We start from the raw sequence: 16,523 nt of genomic DNA on the forward strand, positions 1-16,523 counted from the left end.
GCGGTCAGTCAGCACCGCCCACACCCTTTTGTCCCTTAACCCCGACTGTCGCGTCAATCCAGCGAATCCGCAAGCCAGTTTCGCAAAAGAAAATGCGCGATCGAACCCTTGCGCGCCGGATGCAGCTTGGGATGTGTGCCGGCAAAGGCGTCCATCATCTCTTCGCGCGACACCCACAGCGCATCCTCGATTTCAAGCGGATCAATGCAGATATCACGGCTGGTGGCAACGCCGGCGCACCCGAACATAAGCGATGCGGGAAACGGCCACGGCTGACTGGCCAGATAGGTCACTTCACCCACATCAATGCCTGCCTCTTCCTTGACTTCGCGGCGCACTGCGGCCTCAAGCGTTTCACCCGGTTCGACAAATCCGGCCAGCAGGGAATACATGCCATCAGGCCACCCCGGCGATCGCCCCATCAGCACCGCGTTGCCACAGGTGATCAGCATGATCACAACCGGATCCGTGCGCGGAAAATGGTGCGCACCACAGGCCGGGCAATCGCGCTGCCATCCGGCATTGGCCATGTCGGTCGCGGCCCCGCACTTGGCGCAAAACGGGTGAATTTCATGCCACGCAAACACCGCTTTGCCGGTGGCGGCCATTTCGGCATCGCGCGGCGAAAGGCGGGTCATCACTCCGCGCAGTTCGGCGAACACATGGTCGGGCGGCAACAGCGGATGGTGCTGCTCTGTCGGGTCGAAAAACGCGCCCATCTTGGCTTCGTCGACATCCTTGGGCTGCCAGCCATCCAGGACGCAGGCAAACACCGCATGCCCGTCTTCACGGCCCAGAAATATCCGTTCATCCGATGCCTGATCCAGAACCGGATGATCCAGTGCCAGGCGCGCCAGTCCGTTGCGCTCTTTTCCGCACAGCAGCGGTTTGCCGCGCCAGTAGAGAACCGCCCGCGCCAGTGAATCGGCGGCGGCGAGCGCAAGTTCGGTCACGTTGGTGCGCAATTCGCCCGCGCGATCAAGCCCCGAACCACCGAATGTTACTGTTTCTGCCTGTTTCATGCCGTGCCTGCTCGCAGATCAATCTGCCTAGGGCATCGCATGCGCGGCACCGGTGTGCAATGGCGGCGCGATTGTATCTGTTTTCACACAGTTGCGCGGCTTTGTGCACCGATGTGCTTTCCCCAACGGCACCAAAGAACTAAACCTAAAGTTGTATTTCAACGTTTGTCGATGCCCCGGACACATCATGCTAAACCCTTCCCCCGTTCTCCGGCTGCGCGTGTTGGCAACAACTGATCTGCATCTGCATCTGATGGCCTATGACTACCATAACGACAGGGCCGATGATGCGGTCGGGTTGGTGCGCACGGCCACGCTGATCCGGCAGGCCCGGTCCGAGGCAGAGGCTCAGGGCGTGACCGTTGTTCTGCTGGACAATGGCGACCTTCTGGAAGGCACGCCTATGGCCGATGTGCTGGCACAATCGCAGGTGCCGCACCCCCTGATCACCGCAATGCACGATCTGGGATACGACGCCGCGACACTGGGCAACCATGATTTCGATTTCGGGCTGGACTATCTGGATCGGGTTCTGGCGCAGGCACGGTTTCCGGTCCTGTCCAGCAATGCCAAACGCCTGCACGGGCGGGCGTGGCCCGATCACGCCCTGCTGCTGCGTAATATCAACGACCAGAACGGTCAGGCCCATTTCATCCGCATCGGCCTGATCGGGCTGTTGCCGCCACAGGTCATGCAGTGGAACCGCCAAATTCTGGCGGGTCAGGTGACGGTTCGCGATATCGTGGCCACGGGCATTGAAAAGGCGCGGGCACTCCGGCGCGGCGGGGCCGATCTGGTGATTGCCCTGGCCCATACCGGCATCGCTGATCCGCGCGACGGGCCAAATCCGGAAAACGCCGCGCTGGATCTTGCCCGAACCGGCGAAATCGATGCGCTGATCGCAGGGCATACGCACCTGCATCTGCCGGGCCCCGATCATGCCGGCTGGCCCGAAGTTGATCCGGAAAACGCAAGGCTGGGTACCGTCCCGGCGCTGATGCCGGGGGCGCGCGGTGCGGTGCTGGGGGTGATGGACCTGACATTGCAACAGACAGAAACCGGCTGGTTCGTGGCGCAGCACAGCAGCGCATTGCGTCCCATCGCGCTTCAAACCGCATCGGGCCAGACACGCGCGGTTGTGGCGGACGATGTGCGCCTGTCGCGCCTGTTCGCCCCGTATCACGCCAGAGCGCTGACTCAGATGCGCGCGCATGTGAGACAGACCGACGCAAAACTGCACAGCTATTTTGCAGCCCTGTTCCCGTCGGATGCACTGGCCCTTGTGGCGCGGGCGCAGGCGCGAACCGTGCGCTTGGCGCTTGATGGCACGGATTCGGGCAGACTGCCCCTGCTGTCGGCGGTGGCGCCGTTCAAAACGGGCGGGCGCGCTGGCCCTTTGAATTATACCGACATTCCCAAAGGTCCGTTGCTGCAACGCCATGTTGCCGATCTTTACGTGTTTCCCAACCGCCTGTCCGCGATCAGGATCAGCGGCGCCATTCTGGCAGACTGGCTCGAGATGTCGGCGCTGTATTTTTGCACTCATGACCCTGACTTGCGCACGCCTCAACCGCTGCTGATCCGCGATTATCCGATGTATAATTTCGATGTGATCTATGGGCTAAGCTATGAAATCGATCTGCGCGGCCCTGCGCGGTTTTCGCCTGACGGCCGGTTGCGCGACCCTGTTGCGCAGCGCATCCGCAACCTGCGCTGGAACGGCGCTGCGGTCGCGGCAGACCAACCGTTTGTCGTGGCCGTAAACACCTATCGCGCAGGTGGTGGCGGACACTTCCCCGGGCTTGCGGCTGCACCGGTTGTTTATGACTCGGACACAACCGTGGTCGATTGCATCCTGCAAGACCTGAACACCCCCGCACCGTATGCCCCGCCGTGGCCGGATCCGTGGCAGCTTTGCCCCCTTGGCGGCGCACAGGTTTCGTTTGAAACCGGCCCCGGTGCCATGGCGCATCTGGATGACATTGCCGGTTACAACCCCGTGCCGATGGGTGTGAACGATCGCGGGTTCCTGAAATTGCACCTGACGCTTTAGGCGTGCGTTTTACCGCCGCTTGCGAATCTGCGCCCGCATGCCTATATCCACGGTCGAGAGGTTGGCGCGGGCAGGCGCCTCGCCAACCTGGTCAGATCCGGAAGGAAGCAGCCATAACGAGCCCCGCTTGGGTCGTTGTCAGCCTCTCACCTTGCATGCCTCACGCCGTTGTGCGCGCGTTGTGGCGACGAAGCAGGAAAATCCAACCTACAGATTGGCAGCGCTGAACGTATCGCATTGCGACAGGTTGCCGCTTTGATAGCCTCGGGCAAACCAGCCGGCGCGCTGTTTCGATGTACCATGCGTAAACGTGTGCGGGGCGGGCACCCGTCCGGCCTGACGTTGCAGATGGTCATCGCCGATCCGCACTGCTGCGTTCAGTGCTTCTTCAATGTCGCCCGGCTCCAGCAATTCGCCGACATTGTTCGCCCACACACCTGCCAAACAATCGGCCTGCAATTCAAGCCGGACAGTCAGCGCATTGGCCTCGACCTTGGACACCTGCCTGCGCCGCTGATCGACCGGGGCCAGAATACCAAGCTGATTCTGAACATGGTGGGCCACCTCGTGGGCAATCACATAGGCAGCCGCAAAATCGCCGCCCGCCCCCATCTGGCGGTTCAGCGTCACGAAAAAATCGGTATCAAGATAGGCCTTTTGATCCACTGGGCAGTAGAACGGGCCGGTCGCCCCTGATGCGCCGCCACAGGGGCTTTGCGTCAAGCCGGAAAACAGCACCAGCACGGGCGGCGTGTAGTCGCGGCCAAGCTGGTTTGCGAAGATATCGTCCCACACCTCTTCTGTGGTCGCCAGAACCCGCGTTGAGAAATCCGCCGCCTGATCCTGCTCGGCCGTCGTGGCCTGCGATTGCGCGGGCGCTGCCGTCTGGTTCAACAACGGTGTTACATCAATGCCTGCAAAGTACCCGATCGCCAGAATGATCAGCACACCAAACAGGCCCACACCGCCCGCACGGCGGCCCCCGCCTGCCCTGCGCCGGTCATCCACATTCCGGCTGGATTTAACACCCCTCAATCGCATCGCCTTGCCCTCGCTGCCGCATACTGCCCCAGCATAACGCGACCCGCCGCGCCAGTGAACGGATAATTCGGCTCAGCGCCGGTGGACGCGGCCCGCGCCCCGCTTTACCCTAGCGCATTGATGCGAATCCCAATGGCAGGCCCATGACCGAAGACACCCCGACAGCCTATCGCGTTCTGGCGCGCAAATACCGGCCGGAAACCTTTGTTGATCTGGTAGGGCAGGATGCCATGGTCCGCACGCTGAAAAACGCGTTCGAGGCGGACAGGATCGCGCAAGCCTTTATCATGACGGGTATCCGCGGCACCGGTAAAACCACCACTGCGCGGATCATCGCCAAAGGCATCAACTGCATCGGGCCGGATGGCACCGGCGGCCCCACCACCGAACCTTGCGGCGTTTGCGAACATTGCGTCGCCATCATGGAAGGCCGCCATGTGGACGTGATGGAAATGGATGCCGCCAGCCGCACCGGTGTCGGCGATATCCGCGAAATCATCGACAGCGTGCATTATCGCGCCGCCTCGGCCCGTTATAAGATCTATATCATCGACGAAGTGCACATGCTGTCCACCTCGGCATTCAACGCACTGTTGAAAACGCTGGAGGAACCGCCCGCCCACGTCAAATTCATCTTTGCCACTACCGAAATCCGTAAAGTGCCGGTTACGGTACTGTCACGCTGCCAGCGCTTTGATCTGCGCCGGATCGAACCCGAAGACATGATCGCCCTGATGCGCAGGATTGCAGCAAGCGAAGGCGCCGATATCACGGATGACGCCCTTGCGCTGATCACCCGCGCCGCCGAAGGATCGGCGCGCGATGCCACGTCGCTGCTGGATCAGGCGATATCGCACGGTGCGGGCGAAACCACCGCCGATCAGGTCCGTGCTATGCTGGGGCTGGCCGATCGCGGGCGGGTACTTGACCTGTTTGATATGATCATGCGTGGCGATGCCGCCGCCGCACTGGAAGAACTGGGCAGCCAGTACGCTGACGGCGCCGACCCGATGGCGGTGCTGCGCGATCTGGCTGAAATCACCCACTGGATATCGGTGGTCAAGATTACCCCGGATGCCGCCGAAGATCCCACGATCAACCCGGATGAGCGGCTTCGCGGCACGCAGATGGCCAAAGACCTGCCCATGCGCGCGATGACACGGATGTGGCAGATGCTGCTCAAGGCGCTGGACGAGGTAGCCGCCGCGCCCATCGCGATGATGGCCGCAGAAATGGCCGTGATCCGCCTGACCCATGTGGCCGAACTGCCCAGCCCCGAAGACCTTGTGCGCAAATTGCAAAACATGCCTGTTCCAACCGCGCCGACTCCCTCTGGCGGCGGCGCGCCTGCCGCCGGCAACGCACCGGTGGCCGGTTCAAGCCAGACCCGTATTGCCGTCACAACCGATGCCCCACCCGGGGGCGGCAACGGCCCTGCAACGGCCCTTGCGCCGCAGGGCGATACGGCGCTGGCCCGTTTTCCCAGCTTTGAACACGTGATCGAACTGATCCGCGTCAACCGCGATGTGAAACTTCTGGTCGAAGTCGAAACAACCCTGCAACTGGCCCGTTACACGCCGGGACGGATCGAATTTGTGCCCACCGATGCTGCCCCGCCCGATCTGGCGCAGCGTCTGGGCCAGCGCCTGCAATTGTGGACAGGCAACCGCTGGGCCGTCTCTGTCGTGAACACAGGGGGCGCGCCCACCATCGCACATCTGCGCGATGCGGCCGAAAACGCGCTGAAGGCGCAGGCCGAAGCGCACCCGCTGGTGCAGGCGGTTCTGGCGCAATTTCCAAACGCGCGGATCACCGATATCCGCACCCCCGACCAGATCGCCGCCAATGTCGAGGTCGAGGCCCTGCCCGAAGTCGATGACGAATGGGACCCGTTCGAAGACGGCTGATGCGCGCGGCAACGTGCCCGCCCCCTTGTGGCAGGCCTCCCCCGCGCGTATCTCTACCCGGAACCCTTTCAAACAGGAGAGTAACAGGATGCTCAAAGGACTAGGCGGCATGGGCGACATGGCCAAGATGATGAAGGCCGCGCAGGAAATGCAGACCAAGATGGCGCAGCTTCAGGAAGACATGCACAACCTGATCGTCACCGGTGAAAGCGGTGCTGGGCTGGTCAAGGCCACCTGCACGGCCAAGGGCGAGCTCAAGACGCTGGATATCGATCCGTCGATTTTTAACGGCGATGACAAGGAAGTGGTCGAAGACCTGATCCTGGCCGCGATCAAGGATGCGCAATCCAAAGCCTCGGACAAGGCCCAGGAAGAAATGGGCAAGCTGACCGAAGGCATGGGCCTGCCCAAGGACATGAAGCTGCCGTTCTGACACAACGGCGCCCCAGGAAAACCCCGACTTGAGCAGCACAAAAGACATTGACGCCCTGATCGACATGATGGCCAAGCTGCCGGGCCTTGGCCCGCGCTCGGCCCGGCGCGCCGTGCTGCACCTGATCCGCAAACGCGCCCTGCTGCTGACGCCGCTGGCCGATGTGATGCAGATCGTGGCGGCAACGGCACGGGAATGCCTGAACTGCGGCAATGTCGGGACGCAGGACATCTGCGATATCTGCACCAGCGAAAAGCGCGCCAATGGCGAAATTTGCGTGGTCGAGGATGTCGCCGATCTGTGGGCGCTGGAACGCGCCGCCGTGTTCAAGGGGCGCTATCACGTGCTGGGCGGAACGCTTTCGGCGCTGGACGGTATAGGCCCGGATGCCTTGCGCATTCCCCGCCTGATGGATCGTGTCCAAAGCGAAAACATCAGCGAAGTCATCCTTGCCCTCAATGCCACTGTCGACGGCCAGACCACGGCGCATTATATCGCCGACCAGCTTGACGGCACCGTGCGTCTGACCTCGCTGGCGCAGGGCGTCCCCATCGGGGGCGAGCTGGATTATCTCGATGACGGCACGATCTCGGCGGCACTCAGGGCGCGCAAGGCGATCTGATATGAAAAAACCCCGGTGTTTTCACACCGGGGTTCATTGTTGCAATAGTCGAAACCGGCTTAGCGGTTGTGCTCGTCGTCTTCGTCATCCCCGCCCGCGGGCAGGTTGAACAGGCTGTCTGCATCGACCAGGGCTGTGTCCTTGTCCTCGTCGTCCTCGTCTTTTGCGTCCTGGTCGGCGCTGCCGCCGCCCAGCGTAAAGGTTTCAAGCCCTTCAATCGCGGTCGGCATTTTCGGCTCGGGCTCGCCACCCAGGGACTGTTCGGTGCTGACCAGTTTGCGGCGTTCGTCATCGCTCATCAGTTCGCCACTTGCGGCTTTCTTGGCGGCAGCCTTCTGTACGGCGGCGTCCAGTTCGGATTGTTTGCACAGGCCCAGCGCCACCGGATCGATCGGCTGGATGTTGGAAATGTTCCAGTGCGTACGCTCGCGGATGGCCTGAATCGTCGGCTTGGTCGTGCCGACAAGTTTTGACACCTGCGCATCGGTCAGTTCAGGGTGGAATTTCACCAGCCACAGAATCGATGCCGGCCGGTCCTGCCGTTTGGACAGCGGCGTATAGCGCGGCCCGCGGCGTTTTTCCTCGCCCTCTGCCGCCGCGTTGAATTTCAGCTTCAGCGCGTGCATCGGGTTGGTTTCGGCGGCGGTGATTTCCTCTTGCGTCAGCTGGTTGTTTGCAATCGGGTCAAACCCTTTGACGCCGGTCGCCACATCACCATCGGCAATGCCCTGCACTTCCAGCTCGTGCATGCCGACGAAATCGGCGATCTGTTTGAAACTGATGGTAGTGTTGTCAACCAGCCAGACGGCGGTCGCCTTGGCCATAAGCGGTTTTGCCATGTCACGTCTCCTTACGCATATCTTCCCCGATGCCTGAAACAGGCGGCCCCGGGATCGGGACGGGTTACCATTGTGGGGGAACTTGCAGGCTGTATAGTCGGGCTTGCACGATAAGGAAAGAGCAGAATGCGCTGGCTGTTTGTCTGGATCACCCTCGCCTCGGTCGCAGTTGCCGACGGCGAAAAAGCGGGCGAATTCGACTATTATGTCATGTCGCTCAGCTGGTCGCCGAACTGGTGCGCACAGAAAGGCGATGCGCGCAATTCCGATCAATGCGATGCGCGCCACGATCACGGCTGGATTCTGCACGGCCTCTGGCCGCAATACCATCGCGGCTTTCCCAGCCTCTGCCGCACCACCCAGCGGCCCCCGACACGGGGCATGACAGATGATATGGCCGACATCATGGGCACCAGTGGTCTGGCCTGGTACCAGTGGAAGAAACACGGCACCTGTTCAGGCCTTTCTGCCAGCGCCTATTACGCCTTGTCGCGTCAGGCCTATGAAAGCATCACGCGCCCGCCCGTATTCCGCCAGCTTGACCGCGCGGTTCGCCTGCCCGCCTCGGTGGTCGAGGAAGCGTTTCTGGATGCCAATCCGGAACTCGACCGCGACATGATCACCATCACCTGCAAGAACAACCACATCCAGGAGGCGCGCCTGTGCCTCTCGAAGTCCCTGAAGCCGGTTCCCTGCGGTCAGGATGTGGTGCGCGACTGCACGTCGCAAAACGCGCTGTTTACGCCGGTGCGCTGATCAACTCCGGTAAGACCGGGGCACGGCACCCGTCTTCATTTGTCCGCAAATACTCGTAAACCTACACCGTCAACACCGTGCTGCCGGTGGTTTTGCGCGCCTCAAGCGCGGTGTGTGCCTGGCGCACATCTTCCAGCGCAAACCGCTGGTCGATGCGGATGCTCACTTCGCCCGATTGCACTTTGGAAAACAGGTGCTGCGCCATCGCCTGACAGGTGTCATGATCCCCGATATGGGTGAACAGCGTCGGGCGCGTGATCTTGAGCGATCCCTTCTGCCCCAGAATGCCGATGTTGAACGGTGGCACCGGGCCGGAGGCATTGCCGAACGAAATCATCATGCCCAGCGGCTTCAGACAGTTCAGCGACCCCTCGAATGTGTCCGCGCCCACTGCATCCATCACCACATCAACGCCGGTTCCACCGGTGATCTCGCGCACGCGTGCGGCAAAATCCTCGGTCCGGTAGTTGATGCAGTGTTGCGCGCCATGTTCCAGCGCCAGCGCGCATTTTTCGTCCGATCCGGCGGTGCCGATCAGGGTGATCCCTTCGGATCGCGCCCACTGGCAGGCAATCAGACCCACGCCGCCGGCAGCGGCATGAAACAGAACCGTATCGCCTTTTTTCAGGGGGGTGGTGCGGTGGAACAGGTATTCAACAGTCATCCCTTTCAGCATCATCGCCGCACCCTGTTCGAACGACAGATCGTCCGGCAGCGGGCACACCTGTGCGGCCGACATCACGCGCGCTTCGCAATAGGCACCGGGCGGGGCGGCGGCATAGGCTGCGCGGTCCCCGACCTTCAGATGGGTCACACCTTCGCCCACGGCCTCGATCACGCCGGCGGCCTCCATGCCCAGCGCATGGGGCAAATCCAGCGGGTAGAGTCCGGTGCGCTGGTAGATGTCGATGAAATTCAGCCCGCAGGCCTTGTGGACAATCCGTACCTCGCCGGCTTCGGGATCACCCACAGGCCGTTCGGCCAGGCTCAGGTTTTCCGGTCCGCCGAATGCGTCGATCATCACTGTTTTTGCCATGGTGTCCTCCTTTTGGTAGCGCTGTTCAGGCCACGTTCAGTACGATTTTTCCGATATGGGTGCTGCTTTCCATCCGCTCGTGTGCGGCAATCACATCCGCCAGATCAAATTCGCTGTCCATCACCGGGCCAATCTGGCCGGTGCCCAGCATCGGCCAGACGGCCTCGCGCAGATCGGACGCGATGCGCGCCTTGGCCAGATCGCTTTGCGGGCGCAGCGTGCTGCCGGTGATCGTCAGGCGGCGCATCATCATCTGGGCAAAGTTCAATTCAACCTTGGGCCCCTGCAAAAACGCGATCTGCACCAGCCGTCCGTCATCCGCCAGCGCCGATATATTGCGCGGTATGTAATCGCCCCCAACCATATCAAGGATCAGATGCGCGCCGCCTTCATCCTTCAGAACGGGGACAAAATCGTCCTTGCGGTAATTGATCGCGTGTTCCGCACCCAGCGCCAGACACGCTTCGCATTTTTCGTCCGATCCGGCGGTGGTAAACACCCGCGCGCCGAACGCATGGGCCAGCTGGATCGCGGTTGTTCCGATGCCTGATGATCCCCCATGCACCAAAAACCGTTCCCCGGCCGTCAACCTGCCGCGGGTGAACACGTTGGAAAAGACCGTGAAAAAGGTTTCGGGCAGGCAGGCGGCCTGTTTCAGGTCCATCCCGTGTGGCACGGGCAGGCAATGCGCCGCCGGTGTGATGGCATATTCCGCATATCCGCCGCCCGGCAACAGGGCACAGACCTCGTCGCCGACCTGCCAGCCCGATACGCCCGCGCCCATCGCGATAATTTCACCCGACGCTTCCAGACCGGGCAGATCGCTGGCGGTTGGCGGTGGCGCATAGGCCCCGGCGCGTTGCAACGCATCGGGGCGATTCACGCCCGCATAGGCCACGCGGATCAGAACATCGCCATAACCCGGTTCGGGGACAGGCCGGCTGGTCATCCGCAACACGTTCGGGCCACCTGGTTCGGTGATTTCAATCGCACGCATGGTCTGTTTCATCGGTGGCACGCTCCTGTCGTTTTCCGATGTCTTACCATCGCGCGCACTTCGGCGAAACGGGGGAATGCGCTATCTGGGCGTGGTCCAGCTTCCCGGCAGGTTCACGTCGGGCATTCTGGTGGGCGCGCGCACCTTGCCCAGCGCCCAAAGCGGCCCGGCCAACAACCGCTTGAGCGCCGGATTGCTATTCACCTGTGCCTTGAACTTTTCAAACTGCATGACGTTTTCGATCCGCCGGTCCAGAAACGCCCAGGTCGCCTGATGTCCGACCGAATCATCGCCCAGCCAGTACAGCACGGTGGAACTGTAAACACCGCTGAGCGTGGCGCGTTTCGTGTACCAGTTCACATCGTCGGATGTGTCGCCCAGTGCCGTCCATATCTTGTCACAGGTGCCCCAGACGGCCCTGGCCCCGTCTGCCGCGTAATGGGGCAGCGCAAACAGGGTGGCGCCACGGCGCACCGCTTCCTTGTCTTCAATCGCTTCCAACCGCAGCCGCACGGCCAGCGCGATTTTGTCACGGAATTTCAACTCGCTCATGTCTGCCTTGGCCAGACGGGCCAGCATTTCCGCGTCTCCGGCATCGTGAAAGGCCAGCGCCAGATCCACCGCGCCGCGCGGAAACAGCGCCCGCGCTTGGATCGCATCCATCCCTGTGTCGGCGATCGCCGCCTTCAGCGTCGCTTCGGACCAGCCGTCAAACGGCACATGTGTCAGGGCTGCCGCCAGCAATTTCGCCTTTGCATCATCCTGTGGAAGTCCGGTCATTTCGTGCTCCTGCGTGGTGTTTGACAATACTAGACAACATAGGGTCGCTTTGCTATACGGCCACTTCCTGCAAATCCTTGCAACTCTTACTAGAAAGGTGGTGAAAACCACATGCAGGTTAGTGTTCGTGACAACAATGTCGATCAGGCCCTTCGGGCTCTGAAGAAAAAACTCCAGCGCGAAGGTGTGTTTCGCGAAATGAAGCTGAAGCAGCATTTCGAAAAACCGTCCGAGAAAAAAGCGCGCGAGAAGGCAGAAGCGATCCGCCGCGCCCGGAAATTGGCACGGAAAAAAGCGCAGCGCGAAGGTATGATGTAAATCATCCCCTTGGAACTGTAAGACTAGATTTAACCCTGCTTGCCCGACGGCACGCGGGGTTATGTCTTTTTATGGGGGCGCGCGCACCCTATATGCGCGCAGTATCAAAATTGCCCAAAGGGGAACACCGTGTCGGGATTATCCAGAATCGATTATCTGCTGTTCGGCATCATCGCAGTCACCTTTTTGGGGGCCGGCTTTGTCGCCGTCACCGACCCGCAGGCGTTTTCCCTGCGCTACGCCGCCGAAGACGGGCTTGTCGAATATATGACGGCGGTTTTCCTGCTGGTCAGTGCGTTTGTCCTCTGGGGCCATACGCGCCGCGCCGCGCTGTGGCGTCCGGCCCTGTTGCTGGGGTTTTACGGCCTGCTGTTCTTTTTCGCCGCGGGCGAGGAAATATCCTGGGGTCAGCGCATTTTCGATCTGCAACCCAATGAATTTTTCATGGAAAACAACAAACAGGCCGAAATCACCCTGCACAATCTGGTGGTGGCCGATGTCAGCCTTGCGTCTTTCCTGTTCGGCAATGTGCTGACGGTAACATTGCTGATGTATCTGGTGGTGCTGCCACTGATGTATCCGCGCTTTGCCTGGGTTCAGGCCTTTGTGCGCGCCCTGATGGTGCCGGTGCCCAAACCGGTTCACGCCGTGATCACGCTGGCGATGACAGCGATCGTTCTGTGGATCGACCTGCCCCGCCAGTGGGAAGTGTACGAGGCCGGTTTTTCCGTTCTGGCGCTGTCAATTTTCCTGAACCCCGCGAACCTGGAGTTGTTTCGGAGTGGCGTTTAGTTTGTGGGGTATGGGCGCCCTCGGCGGGCTCGCCCGCTATAAGGTCGGCGTGATCTTGAACCGTTTCGGTTGCCCGTTTGGGATGTTCAGGGTCGGCTGGATGCAAGCGAAAACGCTTGGTCAATAACCAGTGCGCCAATGGCACTGCCCAGTACTACCCGTAGGGTTCGATTTTCTCGGCAGAAAGGGCGTACCCAATCTCGGCCAATTGGGTCGACGTTTCGGACGTGCCGAACATTCCGGTCACATTGACCGCTTCGAAGAGGCCCGAGGACTCGTAAGGCCTGGATGTCGTCACCAGTACAAGCTGGTTTGCGGGCGGTGGCGGTACGTGGATACAGGCGCCGACGAATGGAACCAGAATAAAGGTTGTGACGGCGGTGCCTTGGAAATCGAGAGGAACGATGTATCCGGGAAGTCGGATGATCTTGCCATTCCAATCGGTCCGTAGGGCCGAAGATGCAGGTTGCTGGCTTATCAAGGGTGCGGCTTCGTGTTGAACGATACCGCGCAGTTCTGGTGGCAGCGGGCTTTCTCCTTTGGGAAGAAGGTCTTCCCATTCAAGATCAATAACCTCTGCCGCAAAAGACGCCCTCGGCAGGAAGATCACCGCTGACAGACCCAACAATAATTTGCGCCGGAGCAATGAACTCATCTGTGCAGCCTGCCCTGGTTCGTCACGTGACATGCACTTATCCGTCTGACCGAGAGTATGTCTTGACTGGCAAACTCGCTTCGCGGGCCTGAGCCAGATACACGGACACTGCCAGCAGACCCGTCAAATCCGACAACGACCGTTGGCTCACCAGCGGTTGAAGCGATTGCGCCTGAGACCAGTCGGAAACGGCTGCGAATTGCCGCGCGACGATCGCGCCGGCGTCGGGACGCAGCGCGATGAAATCACTGATCGCAATATCTATAGCCATTTGCACTTCGGGCTCTGCCAATCTGTTTATTGCGGCAAAGGCCATGATCACTTCTTCCAGCTTGTCGAGAGGTTGCCCGGGATCCGAGAGCAGACGCTCCGAAAGCTTCTCTACTCCGCGCGCCCCGTCCAGTTCTATCAGCGCAGCCGAGAATGCTCCGAGGTTGTTCGCCCAGTCCCAATCTTCGACGCGATCGATGAACGCGTTGATCTCGTTACGCGCCGCTTCGTCACCACTTAACCCGAGCAGCAGCACGCGAATTGACTGATACGGGTAGCCTTGCATGCTCCACAGCTCGTTGATCAAATCCTGCGACGGTATGCGAATATCCATTGTTCGCAGCATTTCGTACGGCATCTTGTCGAACTCGGAAATCACCAGAGCCCGTACAGCGGGATCGTTATTGTCCTGAAGGCCGTCCAAGAATTCCTGACGGGTTTCGTCGTATCCGACCTGCCACTGTTTTCTATTCGCAAAAGCGACGTCCATGATCGGCCGGAAAGTATCATCAACCTGACCGACGATCCGCCAACCGCTGCCTGCAATGCCATCTTCGCTTCCCGAAACACGGGCGAATAGAACGCCGTCTTCCGGATTGAGTGCAAGTCGGCGTCTGACAGTACTGCTCACCAAGCCCGGAAGCGCAATTTCAGCGCCGGAACCAACCAGCACGCGCCGTACGTCGTACGCGAACGGGTTGTCGGCCATCGGTCGCGCGATAACCAGTTCGTCAGCCTCGACAATCCAGTCGATGGCGGATCGCTCTGGCTTGACCAGATCAAAACCGCATGCCTCCACAGGAGCGGTGGATATGGTCACCGCGACAGTCAAGACGGCCGCCAGCCGCGCAAGGGGACTGACTACATCTGTCACTGTGCCTCTGGCAAAACTCAGAGCTTTCTCGGAATCGGTGCTCGAAAACATTGAATTATCCTCGCTCGGATTACCGCTCAAGAATACCCGGAAGCGTTGTCCGGGTACAGCCAAACCGGCGCGCCTTTTGTTCTTGGGCGCAGCAATTCAGCCCGGTGTATACCAGATCGGCGCAGTGTAAGCGCGTTTGACTATCGTCATGCGCGCCCCGTCCAGCGGCTCGACGCCAAAGCGCACCGCGTCGTAAACTGTCCATCTGGGTGTGAGAATCTCAAGTACGCGGGCGCAGTCGCACCATCAGGTGCTGTGGGCAGGTTGCCCGCGATCGGCACACCCTTGGCATAGCCGGTATTGGCCGGGGTCCGTTCTTCACCTGTGCCAAAACTCCCCCGCCTGCCCCAACACCAAGCCGTCACACCGGCAGGGCCGTTGTCTTGAACACGGTGCGCAGCGCGAACGAGCTTTGCATTTGCGCCACGCCGGGCAGGCGGGCCAGATACTGGCGGTGGATGCGGGCAAAATCTTCGGTGTTTTCGGCGACCACTTTCAGCAGGTAATCCGCACTGCCCGCCATCAGGTGACATTCCAGAACATCCGGTATCCGCGCCACCGCCTTTTCGAACGCATCCAGCACCTCATCGGCCTGGCCCATCAGGGTGATTTCCACAAATACGGTGGTCGGTACGTTCATCTTGCGCGCGTCCAGCAGCGCCACGTAATCCTTGATATAGCCATCGGTTTCCAGCCGCTGCACGCGGCGATGGCAGGCGGACGGGGACAGGTTCACCGTTTCCGACAGATCGGAATTGGACATCCGGCCCCGTTTCTGAAGGGCCGCCAGAATACGACGATCAGTTGCGTCAAGGCTCATCCGTGCAAAACTTTCGCGTCAAAGTGTCATTTCTTCGTATCTTATTCGAAAAATACCCTGCTTGACGAGGGCAGATATCACAGCAATTGCGTTATCGATGCCTCATTTTCGGGCAAATTGAAAACAACAGGAGACTCGCGCTATGAAAATCGGCTGCCCCAAAGAGATCAAACCACAGGAATTCCGCGTCGGAATGACCCCCAACGCCGCGCAAGAGGCCGTGAACCGTGGCCACAGCGTGATTGTCGAAACCAATGCCGGCATCGGTGCCGGTTTCGATGACGATGCATATCGCGCTGCCGGTGCCGAAATCATCGGAACCGCAGCCGAGGTGTTCGCCGCCGCCGACATGATCGTCAAGGTCAAGGAACCTCAGGCGGGCGAGCGCAAGATGCTGCGCGACGGCCAGTTGCTGTTCACCTATCTGCACCTTGCGCCCGATCCCGACCAGACGCACGATCTGCTGGCCTCGGGCTGTACCGCGATTGCTTATGAAACCGTGACCGATGCCGCTGGTGGCCTGCCACTGCTGGCGCCGATGTCCGAAGTTGCAGGCCGTCTGGCGCCGCAGGTCGGGGCGTGGACCCTGCAAAAAGCCAATGGCGGCCGCGGTGTTCTGATGGGCGGCGTACCCGGCGTTGGCCCTGCGCGTGTGATGGTTATCGGTGGCGGTGTTGTCGGCACCCACGCGGCCCGCATTGCGGCCGGCATGGGCGCGGATGTGACCGTTCTTGACCGGTCCCTGCCGCGGATGCGTTATCTGGATGACGTTTTTGGCGGCCAGTTCAAAACCAGCTATGCCAGCGCGGGCAACACGATCGAACTGGCGCGTCAGGCCGACATGATCATCGGCGCGGTTCTGATCCCCGGTGCCGCTGCGCCGAAACTGATCAGCCGCGCACAATTGTCCGAACTGAAACCCGGTGCCGCCCTTGTGGACGTTGCCATCGATCAGGGCGGATGTTTCGAAACATCCAAGGCAACCACGCATCAGGATCCGATCTATGATGTGGACGGCATCATGCATTACTGCGTGGCCAACATGCCCGGCGCCGTTGCACGCACATCCACCATCGCACTGGGCAATGCCACCATGCCGTTCATGCTGGCACTGGCCGACAAGGGCTGGAAAAAGGCCTGCGCCGATGACCGCCATCTGCTGAACGGTCTGAACGTCCATGCCGGTCAGCTGACCTATGAGGCCGTCGGCGTTGCGCTGGGTCTGGATTTCGTAGACCCGCAATCGCTGGTCTGAAC

The 16,523-nt window shown here is 60.7% G+C and carries 17 protein-coding genes, 1 other RNA gene and 1 pseudogene; 9 read left to right on the plus strand and 10 right to left on the minus strand.

The annotated features are described in order from the left end of the window. Nucleotides 1–53: 53 nt before the first annotated feature. Nucleotides 54–1,022 carry an NAD(+) diphosphatase gene (nudC, locus tag OLX72_RS04995; RefSeq protein ID WP_114868660.1) on the minus strand — a complete coding sequence of 323 codons (969 nt, stop codon included), beginning with the start codon at nucleotides 1,020–1,022 and terminating at the stop codon, nucleotides 54–56. 187 nt (nucleotides 1,023–1,209) lie between these two features. On the opposite strand from nudC, the gene OLX72_RS05000 reads away from it, so the two are divergent. Then, nucleotides 1,210–3,075, plus strand: coding sequence for a bifunctional 2',3'-cyclic-nucleotide 2'-phosphodiesterase/3'-nucleotidase (locus tag OLX72_RS05000; RefSeq protein WP_433989949.1), 1,866 nt, complete (start codon nucleotides 1,210–1,212; stop codon nucleotides 3,073–3,075). Nucleotides 3,076–3,129: 54 nt separating this feature from the next. Beyond that, nucleotides 3,130–3,227: signal recognition particle sRNA small type (gene ffs, locus OLX72_RS05005), an RNA gene on the plus strand. Between the two features lie 55 nt (nucleotides 3,228–3,282). Here ffs and ypfJ read toward each other — a convergent pair. Next, nucleotides 3,283–4,116, minus strand: coding sequence for a KPN_02809 family neutral zinc metallopeptidase (gene ypfJ, locus OLX72_RS05010; protein ID WP_433989950.1), 834 nt, complete (start codon nucleotides 4,114–4,116; stop codon nucleotides 3,283–3,285). Nucleotides 4,117–4,259: 143 nt separating this feature from the next. Here ypfJ and OLX72_RS05015 point away from each other — a divergent pair, with 143 nt between their 5' ends. The 3 genes from OLX72_RS05015 (at nucleotide 4,260) to recR (ending at nucleotide 7,078) form a co-directional block, all read left to right on the plus strand. Continuing rightward, a complete protein-coding gene (locus OLX72_RS05015; RefSeq protein ID WP_433989951.1) occupies nucleotides 4,260–6,023 on the plus strand; it encodes a DNA polymerase III subunit gamma/tau in 1,764 nt (587 codons plus the stop codon). A gap of 88 nt (nucleotides 6,024–6,111) precedes the next feature. Continuing rightward, complete coding sequence (locus OLX72_RS05020) at nucleotides 6,112–6,456, plus strand: YbaB/EbfC family nucleoid-associated protein (RefSeq protein WP_114868656.1); 345 nt, start codon at nucleotides 6,112–6,114, stop codon at nucleotides 6,454–6,456. A gap of 28 nt (nucleotides 6,457–6,484) precedes the next feature. Continuing rightward, the gene (gene recR, locus OLX72_RS05025) at nucleotides 6,485–7,078 is read left to right on the plus strand and encodes a recombination mediator RecR (protein ID WP_114868655.1); all 594 of its coding nucleotides are present in this window, start codon (nucleotides 6,485–6,487) and stop codon (nucleotides 7,076–7,078) included. A gap of 59 nt (nucleotides 7,079–7,137) precedes the next feature. Here the strand turns inward: recR and OLX72_RS05030 are convergent, their stop codons facing one another. Then, the gene (locus tag OLX72_RS05030; protein ID WP_114868654.1) at nucleotides 7,138–7,917 is read right to left on the minus strand and encodes a DUF1013 domain-containing protein; all 780 of its coding nucleotides are present in this window, start codon (nucleotides 7,915–7,917) and stop codon (nucleotides 7,138–7,140) included. Between the two features lie 126 nt (nucleotides 7,918–8,043). Here OLX72_RS05030 and OLX72_RS05035 point away from each other — a divergent pair, with 126 nt between their 5' ends. Beyond that, entirely contained in the window at nucleotides 8,044–8,673 is a 630-nt protein-coding gene (locus OLX72_RS05035; protein ID WP_114868653.1) for a ribonuclease T2 family protein, read from the plus strand. A gap of 61 nt (nucleotides 8,674–8,734) precedes the next feature. Here the strand turns inward: OLX72_RS05035 and OLX72_RS05040 are convergent, their stop codons facing one another. The 3 genes from OLX72_RS05040 to OLX72_RS05050 all read right to left on the minus strand — a co-directional run bounded on the left by OLX72_RS05040 (nucleotide 8,735) and on the right by OLX72_RS05050 (nucleotide 11,486). Continuing rightward, on the minus strand, nucleotides 8,735–9,709 hold the full coding sequence (locus OLX72_RS05040; protein WP_114868652.1) for a quinone oxidoreductase family protein: 975 nt from the start codon (nucleotides 9,707–9,709) through the stop codon (nucleotides 8,735–8,737). 25 nt (nucleotides 9,710–9,734) lie between these two features. Continuing rightward, entirely contained in the window at nucleotides 9,735–10,718 is a 984-nt protein-coding gene (locus OLX72_RS05045; RefSeq protein WP_433989952.1) for an NAD(P)H-quinone oxidoreductase, read from the minus strand. A gap of 69 nt (nucleotides 10,719–10,787) precedes the next feature. Beyond that, entirely contained in the window at nucleotides 10,788–11,486 is a 699-nt protein-coding gene (locus tag OLX72_RS05050) for a COQ9 family protein (RefSeq protein ID WP_114868650.1), read from the minus strand. Nucleotides 11,487–11,597: 111 nt separating this feature from the next. Between OLX72_RS05050 and rpsU the strand changes: the two genes are divergently transcribed. Continuing rightward, nucleotides 11,598–11,804 (plus strand): 30S ribosomal protein S21, encoded by a 207-nt coding sequence (rpsU, locus tag OLX72_RS05055; RefSeq protein WP_007118112.1) that lies wholly within the window; start codon nucleotides 11,598–11,600, stop codon nucleotides 11,802–11,804. Between the two features lie 129 nt (nucleotides 11,805–11,933). Then, nucleotides 11,934–12,596, plus strand: a complete 663-nt coding sequence (locus tag OLX72_RS05060; protein WP_114868649.1) for a hypothetical protein — start codon at nucleotides 11,934–11,936, stop codon at nucleotides 12,594–12,596. A 154-nt stretch (nucleotides 12,597–12,750) separates the two neighbouring features. On the opposite strand, the gene OLX72_RS05065 is transcribed toward OLX72_RS05060, so the two are convergent. The 4 genes and pseudogenes from OLX72_RS05065 to OLX72_RS05080 form a co-directional block, all read right to left on the minus strand. Further along, a complete protein-coding gene (locus OLX72_RS05065; protein WP_114868648.1) occupies nucleotides 12,751–13,251 on the minus strand; it encodes a DUF3299 domain-containing protein in 501 nt (166 codons plus the stop codon). A gap of 37 nt (nucleotides 13,252–13,288) precedes the next feature. Further along, the gene (locus OLX72_RS05070; protein WP_433989953.1) at nucleotides 13,289–14,446 is read right to left on the minus strand and encodes a hypothetical protein; all 1,158 of its coding nucleotides are present in this window, start codon (nucleotides 14,444–14,446) and stop codon (nucleotides 13,289–13,291) included. Nucleotides 14,447–14,542: 96 nt separating this feature from the next. Then, nucleotides 14,543–14,668 (minus strand): annotated as a pseudogene (locus tag OLX72_RS05075) (DUF3604 domain-containing protein); the annotation flags it as partial. A gap of 139 nt (nucleotides 14,669–14,807) precedes the next feature. Beyond that, nucleotides 14,808–15,266: an Lrp/AsnC family transcriptional regulator gene (locus OLX72_RS05080; RefSeq protein WP_114868645.1), complete on the minus strand. Its 459-nt coding sequence runs from the start codon at nucleotides 15,264–15,266 to the stop codon at nucleotides 14,808–14,810. Nucleotides 15,267–15,408: 142 nt separating this feature from the next. Here OLX72_RS05080 and ald point away from each other — a divergent pair, with 142 nt between their 5' ends. Then, complete coding sequence (ald, locus tag OLX72_RS05085; protein WP_114868644.1) at nucleotides 15,409–16,521, plus strand: alanine dehydrogenase; 1,113 nt, start codon at nucleotides 15,409–15,411, stop codon at nucleotides 16,519–16,521. Nucleotides 16,522–16,523: the final 2 nt, after the last annotated feature.

Origin of the sequence: Sulfitobacter sp. TBRI5 (assembly GCF_051013555.1) — a bacterium.
In the GTDB taxonomy this organism is placed as follows: domain Bacteria; phylum Pseudomonadota; class Alphaproteobacteria; order Rhodobacterales; family Rhodobacteraceae; genus JL08.

Coding starts and splice junctions, on each gene's coding strand:
- nudC (WP_114868660.1), bottom strand. CDS start 1,022: ATGAAACAGGCAGAAACAGTAACATTCGGTGGTTCGGGGCTTGATCGC.
- OLX72_RS05000 (WP_433989949.1), top strand. CDS start 1,210: ATGCTAAACCCTTCCCCCGTTCTCCGGCTGCGCGTGTTGGCAACAACT.
- ypfJ (WP_433989950.1), bottom strand. CDS start 4,116: ATGCGATTGAGGGGTGTTAAATCCAGCCGGAATGTGGATGACCGGCGC.
- OLX72_RS05015 (WP_433989951.1), top strand. CDS start 4,260: ATGACCGAAGACACCCCGACAGCCTATCGCGTTCTGGCGCGCAAATAC.
- OLX72_RS05020 (WP_114868656.1), top strand. CDS start 6,112: ATGCTCAAAGGACTAGGCGGCATGGGCGACATGGCCAAGATGATGAAG.
- OLX72_RS05030 (WP_114868654.1), bottom strand. CDS start 7,917: ATGGCAAAACCGCTTATGGCCAAGGCGACCGCCGTCTGGCTGGTTGAC.
- OLX72_RS05035 (WP_114868653.1), top strand. CDS start 8,044: ATGCGCTGGCTGTTTGTCTGGATCACCCTCGCCTCGGTCGCAGTTGCC.
- OLX72_RS05040 (WP_114868652.1), bottom strand. CDS start 9,709: ATGGCAAAAACAGTGATGATCGACGCATTCGGCGGACCGGAAAACCTG.
- OLX72_RS05045 (WP_433989952.1), bottom strand. CDS start 10,718: ATGAAACAGACCATGCGTGCGATTGAAATCACCGAACCAGGTGGCCCG.
- OLX72_RS05050 (WP_114868650.1), bottom strand. CDS start 11,486: ATGACCGGACTTCCACAGGATGATGCAAAGGCGAAATTGCTGGCGGCA.
- rpsU (WP_007118112.1), top strand. CDS start 11,598: ATGCAGGTTAGTGTTCGTGACAACAATGTCGATCAGGCCCTTCGGGCT.
- OLX72_RS05065 (WP_114868648.1), bottom strand. CDS start 13,251: ATGAGTTCATTGCTCCGGCGCAAATTATTGTTGGGTCTGTCAGCGGTG.
- OLX72_RS05070 (WP_433989953.1), bottom strand. CDS start 14,446: ATGTTTTCGAGCACCGATTCCGAGAAAGCTCTGAGTTTTGCCAGAGGC.
- OLX72_RS05080 (WP_114868645.1), bottom strand. CDS start 15,266: ATGAGCCTTGACGCAACTGATCGTCGTATTCTGGCGGCCCTTCAGAAA.
- ald (WP_114868644.1), top strand. CDS start 15,409: ATGAAAATCGGCTGCCCCAAAGAGATCAAACCACAGGAATTCCGCGTC.